At 71.2% G+C, this 24989-nt stretch carries 23 protein-coding genes; 15 read left to right on the top strand and 8 right to left on the bottom strand.

The features are described 5' to 3' along the window. The first annotated feature begins 6 nt into the window (after positions 1 to 6). The 9 genes from R0232_RS04650 to R0232_RS04610 all read left to right on the top strand — a co-directional run bounded on the left by R0232_RS04650 (position 7) and on the right by R0232_RS04610 (position 7659). On the top strand, positions 7 to 951 hold the full coding sequence (locus tag R0232_RS04650) for a DMT family transporter (RefSeq protein WP_431511376.1): 945 nt from the start codon (positions 7 to 9) through the stop codon (positions 949 to 951). Positions 952 to 1027: 76 nt separating this feature from the next. After that, positions 1028 to 2230: a PLP-dependent aminotransferase family protein gene (locus R0232_RS04645; protein ID WP_261214937.1), complete on the top strand. Its 1203-nt coding sequence runs from the start codon at positions 1028 to 1030 to the stop codon at positions 2228 to 2230. A 25-nt stretch (positions 2231 to 2255) separates the two neighbouring features. After that, positions 2256 to 2894, top strand: a complete 639-nt coding sequence (locus R0232_RS04640; RefSeq protein WP_431511375.1) for a LysE family translocator — start codon at positions 2256 to 2258, stop codon at positions 2892 to 2894. Positions 2895 to 2904: 10 nt separating this feature from the next. Further along, positions 2905 to 3738: a PhzF family phenazine biosynthesis protein gene (locus R0232_RS04635; protein WP_431511374.1), complete on the top strand. Its 834-nt coding sequence runs from the start codon at positions 2905 to 2907 to the stop codon at positions 3736 to 3738. A 40-nt stretch (positions 3739 to 3778) separates the two neighbouring features. Beyond that, positions 3779 to 4420, top strand: coding sequence for a glutathione S-transferase family protein (locus R0232_RS04630; protein ID WP_431511373.1), 642 nt, complete (start codon positions 3779 to 3781; stop codon positions 4418 to 4420). A 3-nt stretch (positions 4421 to 4423) separates the two neighbouring features. After that, entirely contained in the window at positions 4424 to 5347 is a 924-nt protein-coding gene (locus R0232_RS04625) for a PhzF family phenazine biosynthesis protein (protein WP_431511372.1), read from the top strand. A gap of 14 nt (positions 5348 to 5361) precedes the next feature. Then, positions 5362 to 6054 (top strand): VOC family protein, encoded by a 693-nt coding sequence (locus R0232_RS04620; RefSeq protein WP_431511371.1) that lies wholly within the window; start codon positions 5362 to 5364, stop codon positions 6052 to 6054. Position 6055: 1 nt separating this feature from the next. Next, positions 6056 to 6688: a LysE family translocator gene (locus R0232_RS04615; protein WP_093353857.1), complete on the top strand. Its 633-nt coding sequence runs from the start codon at positions 6056 to 6058 to the stop codon at positions 6686 to 6688. A 5-nt stretch (positions 6689 to 6693) separates the two neighbouring features. Continuing rightward, complete coding sequence (locus R0232_RS04610) at positions 6694 to 7659, top strand: threonine dehydratase (protein WP_208507979.1); 966 nt, start codon at positions 6694 to 6696, stop codon at positions 7657 to 7659. A gap of 29 nt (positions 7660 to 7688) precedes the next feature. Here the strand turns inward: R0232_RS04610 and R0232_RS04605 are convergent, their stop codons facing one another. Next, positions 7689 to 8516, bottom strand: a complete 828-nt coding sequence (locus tag R0232_RS04605; protein ID WP_431511370.1) for a creatininase family protein — start codon at positions 8514 to 8516, stop codon at positions 7689 to 7691. Positions 8517 to 8580: 64 nt separating this feature from the next. Between R0232_RS04605 and R0232_RS04600 the strand changes: the two genes are divergently transcribed. Next, positions 8581 to 9378, top strand: coding sequence for an SDR family oxidoreductase (locus tag R0232_RS04600; RefSeq protein WP_209542444.1), 798 nt, complete (start codon positions 8581 to 8583; stop codon positions 9376 to 9378). Positions 9379 to 10015: 637 nt separating this feature from the next. On the opposite strand, the gene R0232_RS04595 is transcribed toward R0232_RS04600, so the two are convergent. Continuing rightward, entirely contained in the window at positions 10016 to 11146 is a 1131-nt protein-coding gene (locus R0232_RS04595; protein WP_431509459.1) for an IS481 family transposase, read from the bottom strand. Between the two features lie 133 nt (positions 11147 to 11279). Next, entirely contained in the window at positions 11280 to 12197 is a 918-nt protein-coding gene (locus tag R0232_RS04590) for a LysR family transcriptional regulator (protein ID WP_431511369.1), read from the bottom strand. Positions 12198 to 12288: 91 nt separating this feature from the next. Here R0232_RS04590 and R0232_RS04585 point away from each other — a divergent pair, with 91 nt between their 5' ends. Then, a complete protein-coding gene (locus tag R0232_RS04585; RefSeq protein ID WP_093353847.1) occupies positions 12289 to 13299 on the top strand; it encodes a zinc-binding alcohol dehydrogenase family protein in 1011 nt (336 codons plus the stop codon). A 7-nt stretch (positions 13300 to 13306) separates the two neighbouring features. Here the strand turns inward: R0232_RS04585 and R0232_RS04580 are convergent, their stop codons facing one another. Next, positions 13307 to 15049 carry a chloride channel protein gene (locus R0232_RS04580; protein ID WP_431511368.1) on the bottom strand — a complete coding sequence of 581 codons (1743 nt, stop codon included), beginning with the start codon at positions 15047 to 15049 and terminating at the stop codon, positions 13307 to 13309. Positions 15050 to 15149: 100 nt separating this feature from the next. On the opposite strand from R0232_RS04580, the gene R0232_RS04575 reads away from it, so the two are divergent. Further along, complete coding sequence (locus R0232_RS04575; protein ID WP_431511367.1) at positions 15150 to 15722, top strand: GNAT family N-acetyltransferase; 573 nt, start codon at positions 15150 to 15152, stop codon at positions 15720 to 15722. Positions 15723 to 15724: 2 nt separating this feature from the next. On the opposite strand, the gene R0232_RS04570 is transcribed toward R0232_RS04575, so the two are convergent. From R0232_RS04570 to R0232_RS04560, 3 genes are read right to left on the bottom strand one after another with little or no spacing between them, the layout of a single operon-like run. Then, entirely contained in the window at positions 15725 to 16438 is a 714-nt protein-coding gene (locus R0232_RS04570) for a sulfite exporter TauE/SafE family protein (RefSeq protein WP_057599064.1), read from the bottom strand. Next, positions 16435 to 17835 (bottom strand): amidohydrolase family protein, encoded by a 1401-nt coding sequence (locus R0232_RS04565; RefSeq protein ID WP_431511366.1) that lies wholly within the window; start codon positions 17833 to 17835, stop codon positions 16435 to 16437. Before R0232_RS04565 ends, R0232_RS04570 begins: the two co-directional genes overlap by 4 nt. Before the next feature lie 39 nt (positions 17836 to 17874). Further along, a complete protein-coding gene (locus R0232_RS04560; RefSeq protein ID WP_208507972.1) occupies positions 17875 to 19227 on the bottom strand; it encodes a uracil-xanthine permease family protein in 1353 nt (450 codons plus the stop codon). A gap of 147 nt (positions 19228 to 19374) precedes the next feature. Here R0232_RS04560 and R0232_RS04555 point away from each other — a divergent pair, with 147 nt between their 5' ends. After that, entirely contained in the window at positions 19375 to 20400 is a 1026-nt protein-coding gene (locus R0232_RS04555) for a LacI family DNA-binding transcriptional regulator (RefSeq protein WP_431511365.1), read from the top strand. 6 nt (positions 20401 to 20406) lie between these two features. On the opposite strand, the gene R0232_RS04550 is transcribed toward R0232_RS04555, so the two are convergent. After that, on the bottom strand, positions 20407 to 21777 hold the full coding sequence (locus R0232_RS04550; protein ID WP_431511364.1) for a PQQ-dependent sugar dehydrogenase: 1371 nt from the start codon (positions 21775 to 21777) through the stop codon (positions 20407 to 20409). Between the two features lie 143 nt (positions 21778 to 21920). Here R0232_RS04550 and R0232_RS04545 point away from each other — a divergent pair, with 143 nt between their 5' ends. Together R0232_RS04545 and R0232_RS04540 are read left to right on the top strand one after the other, a co-directional pair. After that, the gene (locus tag R0232_RS04545; protein ID WP_431511363.1) at positions 21921 to 22676 is read left to right on the top strand and encodes an alanyl-tRNA editing protein; all 756 of its coding nucleotides are present in this window, start codon (positions 21921 to 21923) and stop codon (positions 22674 to 22676) included. A gap of 44 nt (positions 22677 to 22720) precedes the next feature. Further along, a complete protein-coding gene (locus R0232_RS04540) occupies positions 22721 to 24961 on the top strand; it encodes a protein-disulfide reductase DsbD family protein (protein ID WP_431511362.1) in 2241 nt (746 codons plus the stop codon). The last annotated feature ends 28 nt before the right edge of the window (positions 24962 to 24989 follow it).

The raw sequence follows: 24989 nt of genomic DNA, 5'->3' as shown, positions 1-24989 counted from the left end.
TCCGCCATGAAGATCAAGGACGAAACCCTCGGCATGTGGCTCGGCGTGATCGGCGTGGCGCTGTTCGCGGTCACGCTACCGATGACGCGGCTGGCCACCGGCACGCAGGCGCAGCCGCAGCTCTCGCCGTGGTTCGTCACGCTCGGCCGCGCCGCGCTCGCGGGCCTGCTGTCGGCCGTGTTCCTGCTGGTCACGCGCTCGCCGCGGCCGGCGCCCCACCAGTGGAAGCCGCTGGGCATCGCGGTGCTCGGCAACTGCGTCGGCTTTCCGCTGCTGCTGGCCTATGCGCTGCGCGTGGTCACGGCCAGCCATGCGGCGGTGGTGACGGCGCTGCTGCCGCTGGTCACGGCCGCGGTCGCGGCCTGGGTGCTGCACCAGCGCGCGCGGCTCGGCTTCTGGCTCTGCGCCATCGCGGGCAGCCTGCTGGTGGTGGTGTTCTCGCTGGTGCGCGCGAGCCAGAACGGCCACGGCTTCGGTTTCGAATGGGCCGACCTGCTGCTGGTCGGCGCCGTGATCGCCGCCTCCTTCGGCTACATCTACGGCGCGCAGGTCACGCCCGCGCTCGGCGCCGAGCGCGTGATCTGCTGGGTCTGCGTGATGGCGCTGCCGGTCACCCTGCCGGCCACGCTCGCGCTGTGGCCCACGCAGCCGATCGCCACCGCCTCCTGGCTGGGCTTCGTCTACGTCGGCATGTTCTCGATGTGGATCGGCTTCTTCGCCTGGTACCGCGGCCTGGCCCTCGGCGGCGCGCTGCGCGTGAGCCAGACGCAGCTGCTGCAGCCCTTCCTCTCGATCCTGGTGTCGATCCCGCTGCTCGGCGAACCGCTCGACGTGGTCACGCTGGGCTTCGCGGCCGCGGTGGTGGCCACGGTGGTGGTCGGCAAGCGGCTGTCGCAGCCGTCGGCGCCCGCCACCCCGGTCCTGCGCGCACCGGTCGGCGCCGTGGACTGATCGCGCCCTCCGTCTTACCCTCGCATCCGCACCCCGTTCGTTCGCATCGCCCCTCACCGTCAGAAAGAAGACTCCCATGAACTGGAAACTCGCCGCCCGCGCCGCCAAGATGAACCCGTCGGTGCTGCGTGAAATCCTCAAGGTCACCGAGCGCCCCGGCATCATCAGCCTGGCCGGCGGCCTGCCCTCGCCCAAGACCTTCCCGATCCAGGCCTTCGCCGATGCCTGCGCCGAAGTGCTGCACAACGACGGCCAGGCCGCGCTGCAGTACGCCGCCAGCGAGGGCTTCGCGCCGCTGCGCCAGGCCGTGGCCGACATGCTGCCGTGGAACGTCGATCCCTCGCAGGTGCTGATCACCACCGGCTCGCAGCAGGGCCTCGACCTGGTCGCCAAGGTGCTGATCGATCCGGGCAGCAAGGTGCTGGTCGAGACGCCGACCTACCTCGGCGCGCTGCAGGCCTTCGGCCCGATGGAGCCCAACCCCGTGGGCGTGGCCAGCGACGACGATGGCGTGATCGTCGAGGACCTGGTCGCCAAGGCCAAGGACGCGCGCTTCATCTACCTGCTGCCCAACTTCCAGAACCCCACCGGCCGCACCATGACCGAGGAACGCCGCGCCGCCGTGTCGGCCGCCGCCGCCGCGGCCGGCCTGCCGATCGTCGAGGACAACCCCTACGGCGAACTCTGGTTCGACGAAGCCCCGCCGCCGCCGCTGGCCGCGCGCAACCCCGAGGGCGTGATCTACCTGGGCTCGTTCTCGAAGGTGCTGGCACCGGGCCTGCGCCTGGGCTTCCTGGTGGCGCCCAAGTCCATCTACCCGAAGCTGCTGCAGGCCAAGCAGGCGGTCGACCTGCACACGCCGATCTTCACGCAGCGCATGGTGTCGGCCGTGATGAAGGACAACTTCCTCGAGCGCCACGTGCCGACCATCCGCGCGCTCTACAAGCGCCAGCGCGATGCGATGAGCGCCGCGCTCACGCGCGAGATGGCCGGCCTGGACGTGAAGTTCAACGCGCCCAAGGGCGGCATGTTCCTGTGGGCGCGGCTGCCCGAGGGCATCGACACCGTGACCCTGCTGCCCAAGGCGGTCGAGCGCAACGTGGCCTTCGTGCCGGGCGCGCCCTTCTATGCCGGCGAAGGCGACGCGCGCACGCTGCGGCTGTCGTTCGTGACCGCGAGCGTCGAGGAGATCGACACCGCGATCGCCGCGCTGGCGCAGACCGTGCGCGAGGAACTCGCGCTGGCCGGCGACAAGCAGCTCGCGGCCGCGCAGATCTGAGCGCGCGCATTCACCGGAGCCTGCCTTGATCGGCCTCGCAACGCTCTCGCTGTTCCTGCTCGCGGTGCTGGCGCTGTTCCTGTCGCCGGGCCCGAACATGGCTTTCGTGCTCTCGCACGGCGTGGCCCATGGCCCGCGCGGCGGCTTCGCAGCGGCGCTCGGGATCTCGGCCGCCGACCTGGTGCACACGCTGTTCGCCGCCACCGGCGTGACCGCGCTGGTGGCGGCCTGGCCGCCGTCCTTCGACCTGCTGCGCTATGCCGGCGCGCTGTACCTGCTGTGGCTCGCCGTGCAGGCGCTGCGCAGCGGCGGCGGCCTGCGCCCGGGCGTGCAGGCGCGACCGGCCGGCTTCGGCCGCATCGTGCGCATGGCCCTGCTGAACAACCTGGTCAATCCGAAGGCGCTGCTGTTCTTCATGGTGTTCCTGCCGCAGTTCGTCGATCCCGCGCGCGGCAGCGTGCCGCTGCAGCTGGTGCAGCTCGGCATCGTGCTGTCGCTGGCGGCGCTGGGCTTCAACACCCTGCTGGGCGCCTGCAGCGGACAGGTCGGCCGCTGGCTGCAGCGCCGCCCCGGCGCCCAGAAGTTCCAGCGCGGCCTGCTCGCCACCGTGATGCTGGCGCTCGCGGTGCGCCTGCTGTTCCTCGACCGGCCCGTGCCGCGCTGAAGAGGTCCCCATGAATGTCCTGAAGATCGCGGCCTTCTCGGATGGCGAGCAAGGCGGCAATCCCGCCGGCGTCGTCATCGCCGAGGCCCTGCCGACCGAGGCGCAGATGCAGCGCATCGCCGCCGACGTGGGCTTCTCCGAAACCGCCTTCGCCGCGCGCACCGCCGACGGCTGGCGCGTGCGCTACTTCGCGCCGCAGTCCGAAGTGCCGTTCTGCGGCCACGCGACGATCGCGCTCGGCGCGGCGCTCGCGCTGCAGCAGGGCGACGGCGTGTTTCCGCTCACGCTGAACCAGGCGCGGATCACGGTCGAGGGCCGCCGCAACGGCGCCACCGTCGAGGCCGCGCTGCAGTCGCCGCCCACGCGCAGCGCCACCGCCGTGCCGGCCCTGCTGTCGGCCGCGCTGGCGCTGTTCGGACTCGACGCGGCCGCGCTCGATGCGCGCATCCCGCCGGCCGTCGCCCATGCGGGCGCCGATCACCTGGTGCTCGCGCTCGAGAGCCGCGCGGCGCTGGCGGCGATGCACTACGAGCTCGAGGCCGGCCGCGCGCTGATGGCCCGCTTCGATCTCACGACCATCGTGCTGCTGCATGCCGAGAGCGCGCGGCGCTTCCACACGCGCAATCCCTTCGCCTCGGGCGGCGTCTACGAAGACCCCGCGACCGGCGCCGCCGCGGCCGCGCTGGCGGGCTACCTGCGCGATATCGACTGGCCGCACGGCGGCGCGATCGACGTGGTGCAGGGCGAGGACATGGGCATGCTGTCGCGCCTGCATGCCGACATCCCGGCCGCGCCCGGCAGCTCGATCCGCGTCTCGGGCACCGCGCGCATCATGCGGGACTGACCCGAACACGAACACACAAGCTTCAAGGAAAGACGACGACATGCTCAACATCTGGGGCCGCATCAGCTCGATCAATGTGCGCAAGGTGGTGTGGTGCGCGCAGGAACTCGGGCTGGACTTCCAGCGCACCGAGGCCGGCGGCCGCTTCGGCGTGGTGCAGACCGAGGAATACCTGGCGCTGAACCCCAACGCCATGGTGCCCACCATCGACGACGGCGAGGACGCGGAGCGCGTGGTGCTCTGGGAATCGAACGTGATCGTGCGCTACCTCTGCGCCAAGTACTCGCACGGCGCCTTCTACCCGGCCGACCTGCCCGCGCGCTTCGACGCCGAGCGCTGGATGGACTGGCAGCAGACCACGCTCAACCGCGCGAGCCGCGATGCCTTCGTGCAATGGGTGCGCACGCCGCCGGCCGAACGCCAGCCGGCGCTGATCGACGCCTCCGTGCGCGAGAGCGAGGCGCTGTTCGGCCTGCTCGACGCCCACCTCGCGCGCCATCCCTACATCGCCGGCGAGCGCTTCACCATGGCCGACATCCCGATCGGCTGCGAGGCGCACCGCTGGTTCAACCTGCCGGCCGCCGAATACCGCCGTCCCGGCTGGCCCAATGTCGAGCGCTGGTTCAACGACCTGCTCATCCGTCCGGGCGCGCGCGGCGTGCTCGATCTCCCTCTCGAGTAAGAAATGAAAACCCGCCCGTTCAAGCAAGTCGACGTCTTCACCGCCCATCCCTACTTCGGCAACCCGCTGGCCGTGGTGATCGATGGCAGCGAGCTCGACGATGCGGCCATGCTGCGCTTCGCGCAGTGGACAAACCTGTCCGAAACCACCTTCCTGCTGCCGCCCACCGATCCCGCGGCCGACTACCGGGTGCGCATCTTCACGCCCAGCGGCGAGCTGCCGTTCGCGGGCCATCCCACCATCGGCAGCTGCCATGCCTGGCTGCAGGCCGGCGGCAAGCCCAAGGCCCCGGGCCAGGTGGTGCAGCAGTGCGGCGCGGGCCTGGTGCCGCTGCGGCGCGAGGGCACGCGGCTGGCTTTCGCGGCGCCGCCGCTCAAGCGCAGCGCGCCGAGTCCCGCGCTGCTGGCCAAGGTGGCCGGCGCGCTGGGCCTGAAGGCGCAGCAGGTGATCGCCGCGCAGGTGCTCGACAACGGCCCGGTCTGGTTCGGCCTGCTGCTCGAGGATGCCGACTCGGTGCTCGCGCTGTCGCCCGACCATCGCGCGCTCAAGGAGCTGGGCGTGAAGGCCGGCGTGGCCGGCGTGCCCACGGTGCACGACACCTCGCTCTTGATCGGCCGCTCGAACCGCGAGGCGCGCGCCTTCGGCAACCGCCCCGCCGTGCCGCTGGACGACGGCGCGAAGATCGACCTCGAGGTGCGTGCCTTCGCCGAGCCGATCGGCGTGCAGGAAGACCCGGTCACCGGCAGCCTCAACGCGGGCCTGGCCGAATGGCTGATCACCGACGGCCACATGCCCGCGCGCTACCTGGCGGCGCAGGGCCAGTGCCTGGGCCGCGCGGGCCGCGTCCACATCGAGCGCGACGCCGAGGGCCGGATCTGGGTCGGCGGCGATGCCGTGACCTGCGTCGACGGCAGCGTCGCGCTCTGAACGGAGACACCGCGATGCATGCCGAAGTCGACCACCTCGTGATCGCCGCCGCCTCGCTGGCCGAGGGCGTGGCGTGGTGCGAGGCCACGCTGGGCGTGGTGCCCGCGCCCGGCGGCGCGCATCCGCTGATGGGCACGCACAACCGGCTGCTGAACGTCGCGAGCGACGCCCATCCACGCGCCTACGCGGAGATCATCGCGATCGAACCGGGCAAGGCGCCGTCGCGCCCGAACACGCGCCGCTGGTTCGACCTCGACGATGCCGAGCTGCAGGCCGGGCTCGCGCAGCACGGCCCGCGGCTGATCCACTTCGTGGCGCGCGTGCCCGATGCGCGCGCCGCCATCCAGGCCCTGGCGCGCGAGGAGCATGCGCAGATCGACCGCGGCCACCTGCTCGAGGCCTCGCGCGACACCGCGGCCGGCCGGCTCGAATGGCAGATCACGGTGCGCGACGACGGCCAGCGGCTGTTCTACGGCGCGCTGCCCACGCTGATCCAGTGGGGCCCGGTGCATCCGGTCGACGCCATGCCGGCCTCGGGCCTCGCGCTGCGTTCGCTGCATGCCACCCATCCGCGCGCGCCGGCGCTGTCGGCCGCGCTCTCGGCCATCGGCCTGCGCGCGCTGCAGGTCGAGGCCGGCGCACCGAACCTCGTGGCCGTGTTCGACACGCCGCGCGGCCCCGTCACCCTGGAATCCCGAGGACTCTGACATGCTGACCCTGACCGAAATCGCCTGGTTCGCGCTCGCCTCGCTGCTGCTCGCGCTCACGCCCGGGCCGAACATGATCTATTGCGTCTCGCGCACCCTGATCCAGGGCCGCCGTGCCGGGCTGATCTCGCTGGGCGGCGTGCTGATGGCCTTCCTGGTGCACCTGTGCGCCGCCGCGCTCGGGCTCACGGCGCTGCTGCTCGCGGTGCCGCTGGCCTTCGACGCGATCCGCTTCGCGGGCGCGGCCTACCTGCTGTGGCTCGCCTGGCAGGCGGTGCGCCCCGGCGGCACGGCCCCCTTCGAGGCCCGCGCGCTGCCGGCCGACCCGCCGGGCAAGCTGTTCCGCATGGGCTTCCTCACCAACCTGCTGAACCCGAAGGTGGCGATGTTCTACCTCTCGTTCTTTCCGCAGTTCATCCATCCCGAGCGCGGCTCGGTGCTGCTGCAGAGCCTGCAGCTCGGCGCCGCGCAGATGGCCAGCAGCGCCGTGGTCAACACGACCATGATCGTCGGCGCCGCGAGCATCACGGCCGTGCTGTCGAAGAGCGAAGGCTGGCTGCGCGCGCAGCGCTACGTGATGGGCAGCGTGCTGGCCGCGCTGGCGGTGCGCGTGGCCCTGACCGAAAGAAAGTGATCACCATGCGATTCACCCGCGAAGAAATGGAAGCCGCGCTCGCCACCGTGCACGCGGCCATGCCGCCCACGCCGCAGTACGCCTGGCCGCTGCTCGAGCGGCGCCTGGGCGCGAAGCTCTGGGCCAAGCACGAGAACCACACGCCGGTCGGCGCCTTCAAGATCCGCGGCGGCCTGACCTACTTCGAGACGCTGGCACGCGAGCAGCCCGGGGCGCGCCACGTGATCAGCGCCACGCGCGGCAACCATGGCCAGTCGCTGGGCTTCGCGGCACGCCGCCACGGCCTGGCCGCGACCATCGTGGTGCCGCATGGCAACTCGGTCGAGAAGAACGCCGCCATGCGCGCGCTCGGCGTCGAACTGGTCGAGCACGGCGAGGACTTCCAGGCCGCGTCCGAGCATGCGGCCGTGCTGGCCGAGCGCGACGGATTGCACCGCGTGCCCTCGTTCCACCGCGAGCTGGTGCGCGGCGTGTCGACCGCCTACGTCGAGTTCTTCGAGGCGCTCAAGCACGCGCCGCCCGACGTGCTGTTCGTGCCCATCGGCCTGGGCTCGGGCTTCGCGGGCGCGGCAGCGGCGCGCGCGCACTGCGGCGTCGCCACGAAGATCGTCGGCGTGGTGTCGGCCCATGCCACCGCCTACCTCGATTCGTTCCGCGCGCGCCATCCGGTCGAGTCGCCGGTCAGCACGCGCCTGGCCGACGGCATGGCCTGCCGCGTGCCGGTGCCCGAGTCGCTCGAGGTGCTGCTGCGCGAGGCCGACGACGTGATCGCAGTCAGCGACGAGGAGGTGGGCGAGGCGATGCGCATCCTCTTCAGCGACACCCACAACGTGGCCGAGGGCGCGGGCGCCGCCGCGCTGGCCGGCGCGCTTCAGCAGCGGGAACGCTGGCGCGGCAAGACGGTGGGCATCAGCCTGACGGGCGGCAACGTCGACTCGGGCATGTTCGCCGAGGTGCTGGCGAAGGCCTGAGCGGCCGCCGCTCTTCCCTCACTCTTTTTTCAGGGCAGTGGGCCGGTGTTCGCGGTGCTCAAGGGCAGGCGCGACACCTCGGTCAGCAGCAGCGCGAGCTGCGCCGCCGCGGCATCGACGACCGCCTGCCCCGCCGGCGCCGTGGCCGCCACCGCATTGCCCGCCGCGCCCTGCGCGTTGTAGTCCTCGATCGCCCAGCCGAGCTTCGCGCTCCTGCCGTTGCCGAGGATCGCGTAGTCGGCCGCGCGCTGCTCGGAGCTGGAGCGGAAATCCTGTGCCGCGTCCATGCGCACCTGACCCGGCGCGAGCGCCAGCATCATCGAGGTCTCGATCTCGCCCGCATGCACGCCGAAGCGGTGCTCGTGCGCGCTGAACCGGGCGCCCGCCTCGCCCAGCGGCAGGTTGAACCAGCTCGCGGAATAGACGATCAGCCCGTGCGCGGCGCGCAGCTCGCGCGCCACGATGTCCATCGCGCCCACGTGGCCGCCATGCGCGTTGAACAGCACCAGCTTCTTCACCCCGGCGCGCGCCACCCCGGCGCCGATCTCGCTCCACACGCGGATCAGCGTCTCGGCCGACAGCGTGAGCGTGCCCGCGAAACGCGCGTGCTCGGGGCTCAGGCCGATCTGCTGGGTCGGCAGGAACAGCACCGGCAGCTCGGCCGGCAGCAGCGGCAGCGCCGCCGCGACGATGCCGTCGGCCAGCACCGTGTCGACCCCGAGCGGCAGGTGCGGCCCATGCTGCTCGGTGGCGCCCAGCGGCAGCACCGCCACCGTGGCTGCCACATCGAGCGCGGCGAAGTCGCGCGTGGACAGCTGTGACCAGAAGCGGGGCAGGGATACCGTGGGAGCGTTCATCCGGCGATCTTAGAGCGGTGATTCAATCCACGCGACTCCGCCAACCACCCACAAGGACACTCAGATGGATCTCGAACTCCAGGACCGCCACGTACTCATCACCGGCGGCAGCAAGGGCATCGGCCTGGCCTGCGCGCTCGGTTTCCTGCGCGAGGGCGCCCGCGTGAGCCTGGTGTCGCGCGATCCGGCCAACCTGGAACAGGGCCGCCAGGAACTGCTCGCGGCCCACGCGCAGGCCGAGGGCCGCGTCTCGCTGCACGCCGCCGACCTCAAGGACCCGGCGGCCGCCCTGGCCGCCCTCGACGCCGCCGAGCAGGCCTTCGGCCCCGTCGACGTACTCGTCAACTCGGCCGGCGCCGCGCGCCGCACCCCGCCCGACGACCTCACGCCCGCTGCCTGGCACGACGCGATGGACGCGAAGTACTTCAGCTACATCCACATGATCGATCCCGTGGTCAAGCGCATGGGGCAGCGCGGCAGGGGGGCCATCGTCAATGTCATTGGGCAGGGCGGCAAGGTCGCGAGTCCCGTGCATATGGCCGGTGGTGCCGCCAATGCGGCGCTGATGCTGGTCAGTGCGGGCATGGCTGCGGCTTATGCCGCCAAGGGGGTGCGCGTGAATGCGGTGAATCCTGGCCTCACGCTGACTGCGCGGCTGGCCGAAGGGATGAAGGCGGATGCGAAGCTGCAGGGCATCGATACCGACGAGGCGCTGAAGCGGGCCACCGCTCGGCTGCCGCTGGGGCGCATTGCTACGCCGGAGGAGGTGGCGAATACGGTGCTGTTTCTGGCTTCGGGGAAGGCTAGTTATGTGACGGGGGCGATCGTGGCGATGGATGGGGCGGTTACGCCGATGATTTGAATTGCGGTTGGCGGGCTGGTGTCTTTTCTTTGTTGAGGCTGTTGGCCGGGTCTCGCCCCGGCGGGCGACTTACTTTTCTTGTCTCGCCAAGAAAAGTAAGCAAAAGAAGGCGACCCCGCTGTCTGTGTCCCTCCGCTTCGCTACGGGCAACCTGCGGTGCTCGGAGAAAGCGGGGGTCCGCAGAACTCGCTTCGCTCAAACAGCTGCGGCCCTTATCCCGCTTTCTCCTGCGCTCCTCGGCACAGCCAGAGGGGACTAGGGTCAACGCGCCATGGCGCGTCCTTGTGTGGTGAGTGCGCATGCGTAGGCCCTGGGTCTTTCACTGAGGCCGAGCGAAGCGACGGCCCGTTGGGTATCCGGAGCCGAGCGCAGCGATGGCCCGACCCACCCCCTCTGGCTGCGCCGAGGAGCGCAGCGTTTCGCGGATAAGGGCTCGCAGCTGTCTGAGCGCAGCGCAGCGAAGCGAGTTCTGCGAGACCCCGCGAAACGCGAGCACCGCAGGTTGCCCGTAGCGAAGCGGAGGGTCGCAGACAGTGGGTCGCCTTTTCTTTGGTTACTTTCTTTTGGCGAAGTGTATGGACCGGAGACATGGGTGACACATGTGCGAGGACATGGTGGACACATTCTGCATGGTGGTTCAGGCCTCGCGCAGGTCGATCTCGCGCAGCTTGTGGTGCACGAAGTAGACGTCGTAGCAGCCCTCTCGCCCGGGCTGCGCGCGCAGCGCGATCTCGTGGTCCTTGAGTGCTGCGGACACCTTGAAGCGCTTGCTCTTGAAGCGCACCTCCCCCAGCCAGCCGACCTTCACCACCGTGTCGTTCGGGCCGTACTCGAGCGGTGGCAGCGTCCTCGGATAGGCCCTCTCGCTGGCGCGGTACCGGCTCGCCGGGGTGTTCATGCCCAGCGCCTGATGCGGGCGCTCATGGTTGTAGATACGCCTCCAGCGATCGAACTGCTGCTGCGCCTGCGCCAGATCCTGGAAGCTGCGCCCGACCAGCAACTCCGCCTTCAGGCTGCGATGGAAGCGCTCGTCCTTGCCGTTGGTCTGCGGGTGATAAGGGCTGCTGAAGCTCACCCGCACGCCCAGGCGGATGAGCCACAGCGCGAGTTCGCTGAGCTGGCCCGGCTCGCGCGGACTGCCCCAGGGTGCGCCGTTGTCCGCATTGATGCGCACCGGCAGACCGTAGCGGGAGAAGACGTCCTGCAACTGCTCCTTCACGCTGGCCGTTTGCTGGCGGGCACAGGCGCGCAGGGCCAGGTTGTAACGGGAGTGGTCGTCCAGCAGCGTCAGCGGATGGCAGGGCCCCGCTGCGGTGGACACGTAGCCCTTGAAGTCGATCTGCCAGAGGCTGTTGGGCGCCTCGTGCTCGAAGCGCTGCCAGGCGGTGGCCGCACTGCTGGCCTGGGCGCTGATGAGGCCGTGGCGCTTGAGGATGGAGTTGACGGTGCTCGGAGCCAGGCAACCCTGTCCGAGGTCACTCAGGCGCCGTGCGAGCTTGCGTGCGCCCCATGCAGGGTGCTGCTGGCGCAGCGAAACGATGGATTGTTGAAGCTCGGGCGAGGTCTCGCCGGGACTGTTGTGTGGGCGGCGACTGGCATCGCCCAGGCCGGCGGCACCCAGCGTGGCACTGCGTGCGAGCCATTTGTAGCCGGTCTGCGGGCTGATGCCGAAGCGCCGGCACAGCTCACGCCGGTTGGCACCTTCCTGGCGTGCCAGGGCAACGAACTCTTCTCTCAGGCTCATGGTGTCTCGGGTGCTCCAGGGCATGGTCGTCTTCCGATCGGGCGATACGCCCGATGGTGTCCACCATGTCCTCGCACACCTGTCCACCATGTGCCCGGTCCATACAGCGAAGCAAAAGAAAGTGACTCGCCCGCCGGGGCGAGACCCGGCCAACAGCCTACCCAGAGTAAACACCCCGCCCCAACACATCAAACTTCAAAGCCAGGAAATCAACCAAAGCCCGAACCCGAGCCGGAACAAACCGCCCACTAGGCAACAAAGCATGCAACGGATAAGGCTCCGTCTCCCAATCCGTCATCAGATGCACCAGCCGCCCGGCTTCGATATCGCCGCGCACATCGAGCGCCGACTTCAGCGTCACCCCATACCCCGCCACCGCCCATTCGCGCGCCAGCGAAGCATCGTCCACGCTGCGATTCCCATCGACCCGCACCTCCGTCCACTGCCCGTTCTGCGCAAAGCGCCAGACCCGATGCAGCCGTCCCCCGCGATTGAAGATCAGGCAGTTGTGATGCACCAGGTCCTGCGGCACCTTCGGCGCCGGATGCCGCCGCAGGTAGTCCGGCGAGGCGGTCAACAAGGGATTGGTCATCGCGAACGGCCGCGCCACCAGCCGCGAATCGGCCAGCGCGCCGTAGCGCAGCGCCACGTCGACCTCGTCGCGCATCACGTCCAGCGGCCGGTCGCCGACCGACAGCGACAGCTGCACGCCCGTGTGCAGCGCGAGGAACTCGTCGAACCAGGGCAAGAGGGTGCTGCGCGTGAGGTCCGAGGGCGCGGCCACGCGCAGCGTGCCGACCAGCTCGCCGCGGTCGGCCGTGACCAGCGATTCGCCCTCGGCCAGCAGTTCGAAGGCGCGCACCGCGTAGTCGAGCAGGGTCTGACCCTGCGGCGTGAGGCGCATGGCGCGCGTGGAACGCTCGAACAAGCGCGCGCCGAGCTGCGTCTCGAGCCGCTTGAGCGTCGCGCTGGCAGCCGCCGGCGTGATGCCCAGCGCATGGGCCGCGGCCGTCAGCGTGCCGGCGCGCGCGGTCTGCACCAGCACCCGCAGGTCCGAGGTATTTTCAATCTTCATTTGAAAGTGTTGCTCGCCTAGCCAGCCTTATCAAATCGAGATTGTCACCCTACATTCGATCCATCTCCAGATCCGCCACAAAGGAACCGCCATGAAAGCCGTCGGCTACTACCAGCCCCTCCCGATCGACCACCCCGAAGCGCTGCAGGACATCGAGCTGCCCGCGCCCCAGCCCGGCGCGCGCGACCTGCTGGTGCGCGTGAAGGCGGTGTCGGTCAACCCGGTCGACACCAAGGTGCGCAGGAACGCCGCGCCCGAGGCCGGCCAGGCCAAGGTGCTGGGCTGGGACGCGGTCGGCACGGTCGAGGCCATCGGCGCGGGCGTGACGGGCTTCAAGGTCGGCGACCGCGTCTACTACGCGGGCTCGATCGTGCGCCCCGGCGCCAATTCGGAACTGCACGCGGTCGACGAGCGCATCGCCGCGATCGCGCCGGGCACGCTCGACGATGCCCAGGCCGCCGCGCTGCCGCTGACCACCATCACCGCCTACGAACTGCTGTTCGACCGCCTGCGCGTGCCCAAGGGCGGCGGCGCGGGCCAGACCCTGCTGATCACCGGCGGCGCCGGCGGCGTGGGTTCGATCCTGATCCAGCTCGCGCGCCAGCTCACGCAGCTGCGCGTGGTCGCCACCGCCTCGCGCGCCGAAACCCGCGCCTGGTGCCTGGAACTGGGCGCGCACCTCGTCATCGACCATTCGAAGCCGCTCGCGGCCGAACTCAAGGCCGCCGGCATCGCCGAGGTCGACATGGTCGCGAGCCTCACGCAGACCGAGCAGCACTACGCGCAGATCATCGAGAGCCTCAAGCCCCAGGGCCAGCTCGCGGTGATCGACGACATGAAGACGCTCGACGCGATGCCGCTGAAGACCAAGAGCCTGTCGCTGCACTGGGAAATGATGTTCGCGCGCTCGCGCTTCGAGACGCCCGACATCGCCGAGCAGGGCGCGCTGCTGGCCGAGGTGGCCGCGCTGGTCGACGCCGGCCGCGTGCGCACCACCGCGAACGCGAGCTTCGGCACCATCAACGCCGCCAACCTGCGCCGCGCCCATGCGCTGATCGAAAGCGGCAAGGCGCAGGGCAAGGTGGTGCTGGCCGGGTTCTGAACGAAGCTCAGCTTCTCCAGCGCAGGCTGCGCACCCGCTCGCGTTGCTCTTCCTCGTGGAAGTGCGCGAGCGAGGGCTTGATGAGGTCGCTGCGCGCCACGATGCCGACCAGCAGGCGCGAATCGGCATCGCGCACCACCGGCAGCCGCTCGAGCCCGTGGCGCGCGAGCCGCGTGGCGACCGCGCGGCAGTTCTCGCCGGGCAGCGCGACCACTGGCGGCGTGCCGGCCACGGCATCGCCGACGGTGCCGGTGCTCCAGGCAGAGAGCACGGCGCGGTCGGCCACGCCGATCACCTCGCGCCCGCGCAGCACCGGGAACGCACGGTGCGCCTGGCCTTCGCCGAAGTACATGGCCAGCGCCTCGGCCACCGGCAGTGCGGCGTCGATGGTGCGCACCTCGCGCGTCATCACCTCTTCCACGAACTGGCGTTCGAGCGGATCGATGCCGTACTCGCGGTAGATGTGATGGCCGCGGCGCGCGATCTTCTCGGTGAGGATCGAACGGCGCATGGTGAGCACGGTGAAACCGTAGGCGGTGGCCGAGGTGGCGAGCAGCGGCAGCAGCGCATTGCTGTCGTGCGTGAGCCCGAAGGCGAACACGGTGGCCATCAGCGGCGCGCGCATGGTGCCGCCGAGCGTGGCGGCCATGCAGACCAGCGGCCACAGCATCGGGTCGCCGCCCGGCAGCACGTGCGAGAGCACCGCGCCGAGCGCCGCCCCCATCATCAAGAGCGGCGCCAGCACGCCGCCCGAGGTGCCCGAGCCGAGCGCGATCACCCAGATGATCGCCTTGACCGCGATCAGCGCGAGCACCGCCTGCCAGGCCAGCTGGTTGTGCAGCAGGTCGCCGATCACGTCGTAGCCCACGCCGAGCGCGCGCGGCTCGAAATAACCGCCGATGCCCACCGCGAGGCCGCCGAGCGCCGGCCACCACATCCAGTGCAGCGGCAGCTTGCCGAACAGGTCCTCGACCTTGTAGAGCGACAGCGAGAGGCTGGCCGAGAGCGCGCCGCACAGCAGTCCGGCCACCACGCACGACAGCAGCGCGAGCGGGCCCGGCGCCGCGGTCTGCAGCGGGAACAGCGGCCCGGCTTCCATCAGCAGCGGCCGCGTGAAGCCCGCGACCGCGCAGGCGATCGCCACCGGCAGCAGGCTGCGCGGGCGCAACTCGAACAGCAGCAGCTCGACCGCCAGCAGCACCGCGGCCACCGGCGTGCCGAACACCGCCGTCATGCCCGCGGTGGCGCCGGCCACCAGCAGCGCCTTGCGCTCGGCCGCCGACAGGTGGAAGTGCTGCGCGATCAACGAGCCGATGGCGCCGCCGGTCATGATGATCGGCCCCTCGGCGCCGAAGGGCCCGCCGCTGCCGATCGCGATGCCCGAGGACAGCGGCTTGAGCACCGCCACCTTCGGCGACATCTTGCTGCGGCCGAACAGGATCGCCTCGATGGCCTCGGGAATGCCATGGCCGCGGATCTTCTCGGAGCCGTAGCGCGCGATCAGCCCGATCACGAGTCCGCCGAGCACCGGCACCGCGATCACCCACGCGCCCATCGTGTGGCCGGCCGGCGAGCGGTCGGCCAGCGAGAAGTCCTGGAAGAAGAACAGGTTGGTGAAGAAGCGGATCAGGTCGAGCAGCACGCGCGCGGCCACGGTGCTCGCGGCGCCGATGACGGCCGCCAGTGTGGCGATGCGCAGCAGGCGCGCATCGAGCGCGAAGTCGCCGCGGCGATGGGTGGAGGTGGACATGGAGGGGCCGGAAGCCGGTGGCGCGAAAGCGCGCAAATATATCACCTCATGACATAAATGAGCGATCGGAGCCGCCGTCTGTCTGCGCCAGAATCGCCCGATGGACCGCACGCTCATCGAACCCGAAACGCCCCGCCTTCGCCTGCGCCAGTGGCGCGAGAGCGACCTCGCGCCCTTCGCCGCGCTGGTCGCCGATCCGCAGGTGATGGAATTCTTTCCCGCCACGCTGTCGCGCGAGGAGAGCGACGCGCTGGTCGCGCGCTTCGTCGAGCGCATCGCGCAGAACGGCTGGGGCTTCTGGGCCGCCGAGCACAAGGAGTCGGGCGAGCTGATCGGCTTCACCGGCCTCAATGCGCCGGCCTATGCCCTGCCCTTCTCGCCCTGCGTGGAGATCGGCTGGCGGCTCGCGCGCAAGTGGTGGGGCCAGGGCCTCGCGAGCGAGGCGGCGCGCGCCTCGTTGGCCGCGGGCTTCGAGCAGCTCGGGCTGGACGAGATCGTGTCCTTCACCGCGCTGCCCAACCGGCGCTCGAGCGCGGTGATGCAGCGCCTGGGCATGCGCGAGGATCCGGCCGGCGAATTCGACCACCCGCTGCTGGCCGAGGGCCATCCGCTGCGCCGCCATTGCCTGTACCGGCTCGACCGCGCGGCCTGGCAGGCGCAACAAGGCGCCTGAAGTCAGAAGGCCTTCACCAGCAGCACCAGCCCCGAGACGATCGCGAACACCTGCACGAAGATGCGCAGCAGCCGCCCGTTCACGCGGCGATGCACGAGGCGGCTGAGCACCGCGCCCACGACCAGCGCCGGCAGCAGCAGCGCCGCGGCCTGCAGCTGCGGCAGGCCGACGCGGCCGGTGGCCAGCAGCACCGCCAGCGAGACCAGTTCGCCGAGCAGGAAGCACAGCGCGATGGTCGAGCGCATGGTGGGCGCCGGCTGGTGCTGGTAGACCAGCGCCAGCGGCGGGCCGCCGATGCCGGTGGCGGTCTCGGTGATGCCCGTGACCAGCCCGGCGCCGACGAAGGCGCCGCGCCCCGGCGAGAAGGCCGGCATCAGCAGGGTGACCAGCGCGGCCGCGACGGTCGAGGCGCCGACGAACAGCGAGAGCTGCCCTGCGCTGAGCGCCGCCAGCACCCACAGGCCGCCCGCGGTGCCCGCGACGCGCCCGCCGGTGATCCAGCGCGCGCCGGTGCCGTCGATGGCGCCGCGCTCGCGCCAGGCCACGTAGAGGTTCAGCGGCAGCATCAGCACCAGCACGCACACCGGCAGCAGCTCGGGGCGCACGAGGCCGATCACCGGGGCGGCGATGAGCGCGAAGCCGACGCCGGTCGCGCCCTGCACGAAGGCGGCGACCAGCACGGCCAGCGACATCAGCACGAGGTGCTGCGCGCTCATCGGGCGACCTGCCGCCGGTGCTCGGCGGCCGTGGGATGCAACCGCACGATCGGCGCGCGCGCGATCGCGGCCTGGGCAGTGCGCGCGAGCTGCCGTTGCAGCGCGCGCGCGTCCCAGTCGGTGGGCCAGCCCTTCCACAGCCGCAGCCGGCCATCGACGAACACCGCCTCGATCTGGTCGCGGTTGCCCAGGCGCACCAGGTCCCAGGTCAGGTCGACCGAGGTGCACATCTCGGGCGTGTCGACATCCACGAGCAGGAAGTCGGCCGCCTTGCCCACGGCGATCTCGCCGGTGCGCGCGCCCAGGCCCGCGGCGCGCGCGCCCTCGTGCGTCGCATGGTCGAACCAGGTCCAGCCGCCGCCGCTGGAGGCATCGCCCACGGCCAGGCCGAAGGCGATCTTCTGCGCGGCCTCGGCCGCATCCATCAGGCGGAAGCCGTCGCTGCGCGTGGCATCGGTGCCTAAACCGAAGCGGATGCCCAGCGCGGCCATCAGATGGGCCGGCGCCACCGCGTTGCCCTTCCACTGGCTCGCGACCGGGTTGTAGCTGACGGCGGTGTCGGTGTCGCGCAGCAGCATGAGCTCCGGCGGCGTCACCAGCGTGCCGTGCGCGATCAGCACCTGCGGGCCGAGCGCGCCCAGTTGCGCGAGCAGTTCCAGCGGGCGCCGGCCGCGCGCGACCACCGAGCGCTCGACCGAGGCCAGGTGCTCGTTGACGTGGGTCTGGAACACGGTGCCGGCCTCGGCGCACAGCGCGGAGACGGTCGTCAGCATCTCGTCGGAGGCCGCCTCGGGCACCGAGATCGCGAGCGAGGGATGCACCAGCGCATCGCCCTGCCAGCGCGCGAGGAAGCGCTCTGCCTGCGCCTTCAGCGCGCGGCGCTCGGCATCGCTGCTCTCGTTGCCGCCGTCGTTGCAGATCAGCCCGAGCACGCAGCGCAGGCCGGTCTCGTGCAGCGCGCGCGCCATCGCGCCGATGTCGCCCGGCGCGCGGGTGCCGGCGTCGCACACGGTGGTGAAGCCGCCGCGCAGCGACTCGAGCGCCGCGAGCTTGGTCGCGAGGTAGACGAACTCGTCGTCGAGGCTGGATTCCAGCGGCACCCAGACGCGCCGGAAGATCTCCGACGGCTCGCCGTAGGCCAGCGACTTGCCGAAGGACTGCGTGAGGTGGTGGTGCGCGTCGATCATGCCGGGCATCAGCAGCCGGCCCGACAGGCGCTGCGGCACCAGTCGAGGATGGCGCGCGGCCAGCAGCTCGGCGGGGCCGATGTCGGCGAAGCGGCCGTCGGCGATGTGCACGGCGTGGCCGGTGGCCGGGCCGTCGCGCAGCATCAGGTGGTCGGGCACGAGCAGCAGCTCGCGGGCCGCGAAGGGCGCGGCCTCGTGGTCAGGGGACATGTCTGGATCCGGGAGAGAAGAAGAAGAGAAAGGAAAAGCTCACTGCGGCGAGACCGGCGGCGGCACCGCCGACGGCAGGGGCGCCGCGCGTTCGGCCGGTGGCCGGTTGAACAGCAGGTTGAGCACCACCGCGGTGATCGAGCCCATCGCGAGGCCGTTGCCCAGCACCAGCTGCAGCGTGTCGGGAAAGCGGCTGTAGAGCCCCGGCACGAGGATCGGCAACAGGCCCATGGTGAGCGCGCCCGCCAGCACGAACATGTTGCCGCGCTCGTGCAGGTCGGTGCGGCGCAGCATGTCGATGCCCATGGTGCCGATGATCGCGAACACCACCATCGCGGTGCCGCCCACCACGGCGGCCGGGATCGCGCTCGCGAGCCGGCCCAGCGGCGCCGACAGCGCGATCAGCACCAGGATCGCGCCGGCCATGGCCGTCACGTAGCGCGAGCGCACGTTGGTGGCGCGCACGATGCCGATGTTCTCGCCGCTGGTGATGATCATCGAGGTGCCGAACAGGCCGCCGAGCAGCGACACCAGCGCGTCGCCGCGCACGGTGCGCGGCACCGCGTCGCGCGGGTCGATGGGCCGGCCCACCACCTCGGCCACGGCCACCGTCTGGCCGGTGGCCTCGACCATCGAGATCACGCTGAAGATCAGCAGCGGCACCGCGGCCACGAGGTCGAAATGCGGCAGGCCGAAGGGCAGCAGGGTCGGGCTGCTCCACAGCGGGCCGGCCGCCACGGGCGAGAAGTCCATCAGCCCGAAGGCGGCCGCCAGCAACGTGCCGGCCAGCAGGCCCAGCAGCACCGCGAGCTGCCCCAGCATGCCCTTGAACAGGCGCGCGAACAGCACCGTGAAGCCGATGGTGGCGAGCGCCAGGCCGATGTTCACCGGGTCGCCGAAGGTCGGCGTGCCGGCCTTGCCGGCGATGATGCCGCCATAGACCTTCACCAGGTTGATCGACACCAGCAGCAGCAGCGTGCCGATGACGATCTTCGGGAAGAAGCGCAGGCAGCGCGCGAACACCGGCAGGATCAGGAAATAGAACAGCGCCGTGAGGATCACCGCGCCCGAGGCGGTCTGCAGGTCGCGCTGCTGGGCGATGGTCACGAACATCACGATCGGCGCGCCGCCCGGCACCATCACGAAGGGCAGCCGCGCGCCGAACTTCCACGGTCCGAAGGACTGCAGCAAGGTGCCCAGCCCGCACAGCAGGAAGGTGGCGCTGATCAGGTTGACCGTGAGCGCGGCCGACAGGCCCAGCGCCTTGGCCACCAGGAACACCGAGGTGATCGGCACCGCGGCCATCACCAGCACGTGCTGCAGGCCGAACAGCAGCAATTGGGAAAAGGGCAGCACGGCATCGACGGGCGCTGGCTCGTTCGCACGGGACATGATCGATTTTCCTTGGATCGGTCCGCGCCCAAATCGATTTGGGCGCACTGGCAAAAAAATCCGCCGCAGCGGGTGAAGTACATTCCGGGCAGACGCCCAAAACGATTTGGGAATTGAAGCACCGCTTTCGTGGAAGGTCAATACGGGATGAACACCGAGCGAACGCCACGGGCGAACATCAAGGACGTGGCGCGCGAGGCCGGCGTCTCGCCGACCACCGTGTCGCACGCCCTCAATGCGCGCGGGCAGGTCGATGCCGAGACCCGCGCGCGCGTCGAGCGCGCGGCCGCCAAGCTGGGCTACCGGCCGAACCGCAATGCGCAGCGGCTGCGCACCGGGCAGGCGCACATGATCGCCCTGCTGTCCTCGATGCCGCTGGCGGTGGCGGGCGGGCCCTCGCGGCTGGGCTTCCTGATGGAGGTGGCGGCGGTGGCCGCGGCGGCGGCGCTCGACCGCGGCCTCGCGCTGGTGCTGGCGCCCGCGATGGAGAACGGCCTGGTGCCGATGGAGCTGCTCGACGTCGACGGCGCGCTGGTCATCGAGCCCTCGGCCGGCGACCCCAACCTCGCGAACCTGCTGCGCCGCGGCCTGCCGGTGGTGGCCATCGGCAAGCCGGCCGAGGGGCCGGTGATGCCGCCCTACGTCGACATCCATTCGGGCCGCACCACGCGGCTGCTGCTCGAGCACCTGCACGGCCAGGGCGCGCGCCAGGTCGCGATGATCCTGGGCGCGGCGCAGCGCAACTCCTACCTCGAGGCGCGCACGGCCTATGAAGAAGCGATGGCCGCGCGCGGCCAGCCGCCGCTGCTGTCGCTGGTCGAGGAGGTGCGCGGCGAGGCCGGCGGCCACGAGGCGGCGCAGGCGCTGCTCGCGGCCCATCCCGGCATCGACGCCTTCTGCGTGCCGGTCGACGCCTTCGCCGCCGGCGCGCTGGCCGCGATCGTCCAGAGCGGGCGCCGCGTGCCCGACGACGTGATGGTCGCGACCCGCTACGACGGCCTGCGCGCGCGCACCAGCGTGCCGCCGCTCACCGCGGTCGACCTGCACCTGGAGGAGGTGGCGCAGCAGGCGATCGCGCTGCTGTTCGACCACCTGCGCGGCGATGTCTCCCGCCACCGGGTCGAGGGCCCGGCCGCGCAGCTCGTGGCGCGGCCCTCGTCGGTGCGCGGCTGAGATTCTTCAGTTCTGCTTGGCGCGCGACACCCGCCACACGACGTTGCCCACGTCGTCGGCCACCAGCAGCGCGCCGCTCTTGTCGAGCGCCACGCCCACCGGCCGGCCCTGCGCCTTCTCCTGGGCATCGAGGAAGCCCGTGAGCACGTCGACCGGCGGGCCGCTGGGCTTGCCGCCGATGAAGGGCACGAACACCACCTTGTAGCCCGACTTGGGCTTGCGGTTCCACGAGCCGTGCTCGCCGATGAAGACACCGCTGGCGAACTGCTCGGGCATGCCGCCCGGGCGCGAGAACGCCAGGCCCAGCGGCGCGACGTGCGAACCCAGCGCATAGTCGGGCGCGATGGACTTGGCCACCATCTCGGGGTTCTGCGGCTGCACGCGCACGTCGACCACGCCGCCGTAGTAGCTCCAGGGCCAGCCATAGAAGGCGCCGTCCTTCACCGAGGTCAGGTAGTCGGGCACGAGGTCGCTGCCGATCTCGTCGCGCTCGTTGACCACGGTCCACAGCGCCTGGGTGTCGGGGTCCCAGCCCAGGCCGTTGGGGTTGCGCAGGCCGCTCGCGAACAGGCGCTTCTCGCCGCTCTTGGTGTCGACCTCCCAGATGGCGGCGCGGCCCTCCTCGGCGGCCAGCCCGTTCTCGCCGATGTTGCTGTTCGAGCCCACGGTCACGTAGAGCTTGCTGCCGTCGGCGTTGGCGATCACGTTCTTGGTCCAGTGGTGGTTGATGCCCGCGGGCAGCGGCGTCACCACGGTGGGCTTGGCATCGATGGAAGTCTGGCCCTCGGTGTAGGGCACCTTCACGAGCGCATCGGCGTTGGCGATGAAGAGCTCGTTGCCCACCAAGGCCATGCCGTAGGGCGAGGTGAGGTTGGAGAGAAACACCTGCTTGACCTCGGCCGCGCCGTCGCCGTCGGCATCGCGCAGCAGGGTGATGCGGTTGGCGCTGGGCACGCCGGCGCCGGCGCGCGCCATCAGCTTGTTCATCACGAAGTTGCGCGCCTTGGCCATCAGGCCGCTGCCCCCGTCGGTCGTGCCCTCGGGCTTGGGCGGCTTGTTGCTCTCGGCCACCAGCACGTCGCCGTTGGGCAGGGTGTAGACCCAGCGCGGATGGTCGAGCCCGCGCGCCAGCGCCGCCACCTTGAGGCCGTCGGCCGGCGTGGGCGCGGCGGTATCGTTCCAGCCGACCACGGGCGCGACGTTGACGGTGGGGATCAGGGTCTTGTTGGGCTCGACCAGTTGCGGCCGCGGGCCGGTGGTCAGTTCGGGCGTGAGCTTGGCCGCCTCGCCGCAGCCCGCCAGCACCAGCGGGACCAGGACCGCCGCCACCAGGGCCGCGGCCGTCTTGGGGGTGGGTGCTTGCTGCCGTGTCTTCATGCGCCGTCCTTCGTGCGTTGCGGCGCGGCCCGGTGCCGCGCATCGGGCGATCTTCGGGCTGGCGGCGGCCCGGGGGCTGTCGGTCGTGGGCGCTTTCCGGCGTGGGCGCACCCCGTTCGCGCATCGCCGCTACCATCGCCGGGATGACCCACGACCTGTTCCGTGCCGACGCCTATCTGCGCTCCTGCGAAGCGCGCGTCGAGCGCATCGACGCGACCGGCATCGTGCTGGACCGCACCGTGTTCTACCCGCTGGGCGGCGGACAGGCCGGAGACAGCGGCGTGCTGGCGCTGGCCGGCGGCGGCGAGATCGCGATCGCCGACACGCGCAAAGGCAAGGACGCCGAGGGCCGCGCCACCGACGAGATCGTGCACGTGCCCGCGCCGGGCCAGGAGGCCCTGCTGGCCGCGCTGAAGCCCGGCGACACCGTCACCGCGACCATCGACTGGGAGCGCCGCCACCGGCTGATGCGCTTCCACACCGCCACCCACCTGCTCTGCTACCTGGTGCCGCAGCCGGTCAACGGCTGCTCGATCACGCCCGACTACGCGCGGCTCGACTTCCACATGACCGACCCGCTCGACAAGGAAGCGCTGACCCACGGCCTCGCGGCGCTGGTGGGCGCGGCCCATCCGCTGACCGTCGGCGCCATCACCGACGCCGAGCTCGACGCCAACCCGGCGCTGGTCAAGAGCATGAGCGTGCAGCCGCCGCGCGGCACGGGCACGGTGCGCACCATCCGCATCGGCGGCGAGGGCGAGGCCCAGATCGACTTCCAGCCCTGCGGCGGCACGCACGTGGCCAACACCGCCGAGATCGGCGCCGTGGTGGTCACCAAGATCGAGAAGAAGAGCGCCAACAGCCGGCGCGTGGTGCTGGGCTGGGCGGCCGCCGCCTGATCCCGCCCGGAACTTCGCTCCCCCTGAATGCTCCGACTGTCGGCATGACCTTCACGCGCCTCCGATTCGCTACGCTTCTCATAGCAGCATCCACAGCCTGGATGCCGGCTCTGGCCCAATTGACTCCAGCCAAGACGGGCGCGGTCGTGACCACCCCGCATGTGCGCGCCGAACTGGTGGCGCACGCGCCCGACGGCGTGGCGCCCGGCGCGCCGGTCTGGGTCGGCCTGCAGATCGCGCACCAGCCCGAGTGGCACACCTACTGGAAGAACGCCGGCGACTCCGGCCTGCCCACCGAGCTCAGCTGGACGCTGCCACCCGGCGTGGCGGCCGGCGACATCGCCTGGCCGGTGCCGAAGAAGATCCCGGTCGGCAACCTCGCCAACTACGGCTACGAGAACACGGTGCTGCTGCCGGTGCCGCTCGAGGTGGCGAGCACCTTCAAGCCGCCGCTGGCCCTCACGGGCGCGGGCGGGCCGGCCGAACTCCAGGTGCGGCTCAAGGCCTCGTGGCTGGTCTGCCGCAAGGAATGCATCCCCGAGGAAGGCGAGTTCTCCCTGGCGCTGCCGGTGCAGGGCTCGACCGCACTGCACAAGGCCGAGTTCGACGCCGCCCAGGCCGCGCAGCCGGCACAGCTCGCGGCGCCCGGCGCGATCGAGGTGCAGGGCAACAACCTGCAGGTGCGCCTCGAGGGCCTGCCGGCCGCCGCCCAGGGCAAGACGCTGGCCTTCTTCCCCGAGACCCCCGAGGTGATCCGCACCGCGGCCGTCTCCGGCAAGGACTGGACCCAATCCTGGCAGGGCGGCACCTGGACCGCCACGCTGCCGCTGGCCGACCAGCGCAGCGCGAGCCCCACGGCGATGCCGGTGGTGGTGGCGCTGGCCGAGGCCGACCGCCAGCCGGGCCAGCCGATCGCCTGGCGCGCCGAGCCGCCCGTGAGCGGCACCTGGCCCGCGGCTGCCGCCGCGCCCGCCGCCCAGGTCTCGCCCGCGCTGCAGGCGGCGCTGGCGGCCAACGCGGCCGATGCCGTGAAGACCGCCGCAGCCTCGAACGAGATCGCGCCCCAGCCCATGGGCACGCTGCTGGCCGCGCTGCTCGGTGCCTTCCTCGGCGGCCTGCTGCTCAACCTCATGCCCTGCGTGTTCCCGATCCTCGCGATCAAGGTGCTGGGCTTCGCGCGCCAGGCCGGCAACCGCAGCGCGCACCGGCAGGCCGGGCTGGCCTACACGGCCGGCGTGATGCTGTCCTTCCTCGCGCTCGGCGGCGCCATGCTCGCGCTGCGCGCGGCCGGCGCCGGCCTGGGCTGGGGCTTCCAGCTGCAGTCGCCCGCGGTGGTGGCGGTGCTGGCCGCGCTGTTCACGCTGATCGGCCTGAACCTGGTGGGCGTGTTCGAGTTCATGCGCACCGTGCCCTCGTCGGTGTGCAGCGCGCAGGCCAAGCACCCGATCGCCAACGACTTCCTCTCGGGCGTGCTCGCGGTGGTCATCGCCTCGCCCTGCACCGCGCCGTTCATGGGCGCCTCGCTGGGCTTCGCGATCGGCCTGCCGGCCGGCCAGGCGCTGCTGCTGTTCGCCGCGCTGGGCTTCGGCCTCGCGCTGCCCTACCTGGTGGCGGGCTTCGTGCCGGCCATCGCCTGGCTGCTGCCCAAGCCCGGCCCGTGGATGAGCACGCTGCGCAAGCTGCTGGCCTTCCCGATGTTCGCCACCGTCGCCTGGCTGGTCTGGGTGCTGGGCCAGCAGACCGGCATCGACGGCGCCGGCACCCTGCTGGCGCTGCTGGTGTGCCTGTCGGCGATCGTCTGGGCGCTCACGCTGCGCGGCCGCTCGCGGCTGGTGATCGCCACCGTGCTGATCGGCTTCACCGTGGTGCTCACCAGCGCCATCGGCCGCAACGTGCTGACGACCGTCGAACCCGCGAAGCTCGCGAGCGCCGCGGGCTCGAAGGAAGCGCGCTGGCAGCCCTGGTCGGCCGAGCGCGTGGCCGAGCTGGCCGGCGACGGCCGCCCGGTGTTCATCGATTTCACCGCCGCCTGGTGCGTGACCTGCCAATACAACAAGAAGACCACGCTGTCCGACACCGAGCTGCTGGCCGCCTTCGACGACAAGAAGGTCGCGATGCTGCGCGCCGACTGGACCCGCCGCGACCCCGCGATCACCGCCGCGCTGACCGCGCTCGGCCGCAGCGGCGTGCCGGTCTACGTGCTGCAGGCCCCGGGCAAGCCGCCCGTGGTGCTGACCGAGATCCTGGGCAAGGACGAGGTCCGCGCGGCCCTCGCCGCGCTTTGACCACGGCTGTGACATGGGTTGTCACAGG

Origin of the sequence: Variovorax sp. DAIF25 (assembly GCF_050711835.1) — a bacterium.
In the GTDB taxonomy this organism is placed as follows: Bacteria; Pseudomonadota; Gammaproteobacteria; order Burkholderiales; family Burkholderiaceae_C; genus Variovorax.
Note: the sequence above shows the minus strand (reverse complement) of the source record. Positions and strands in the feature narration are given on the sequence as shown.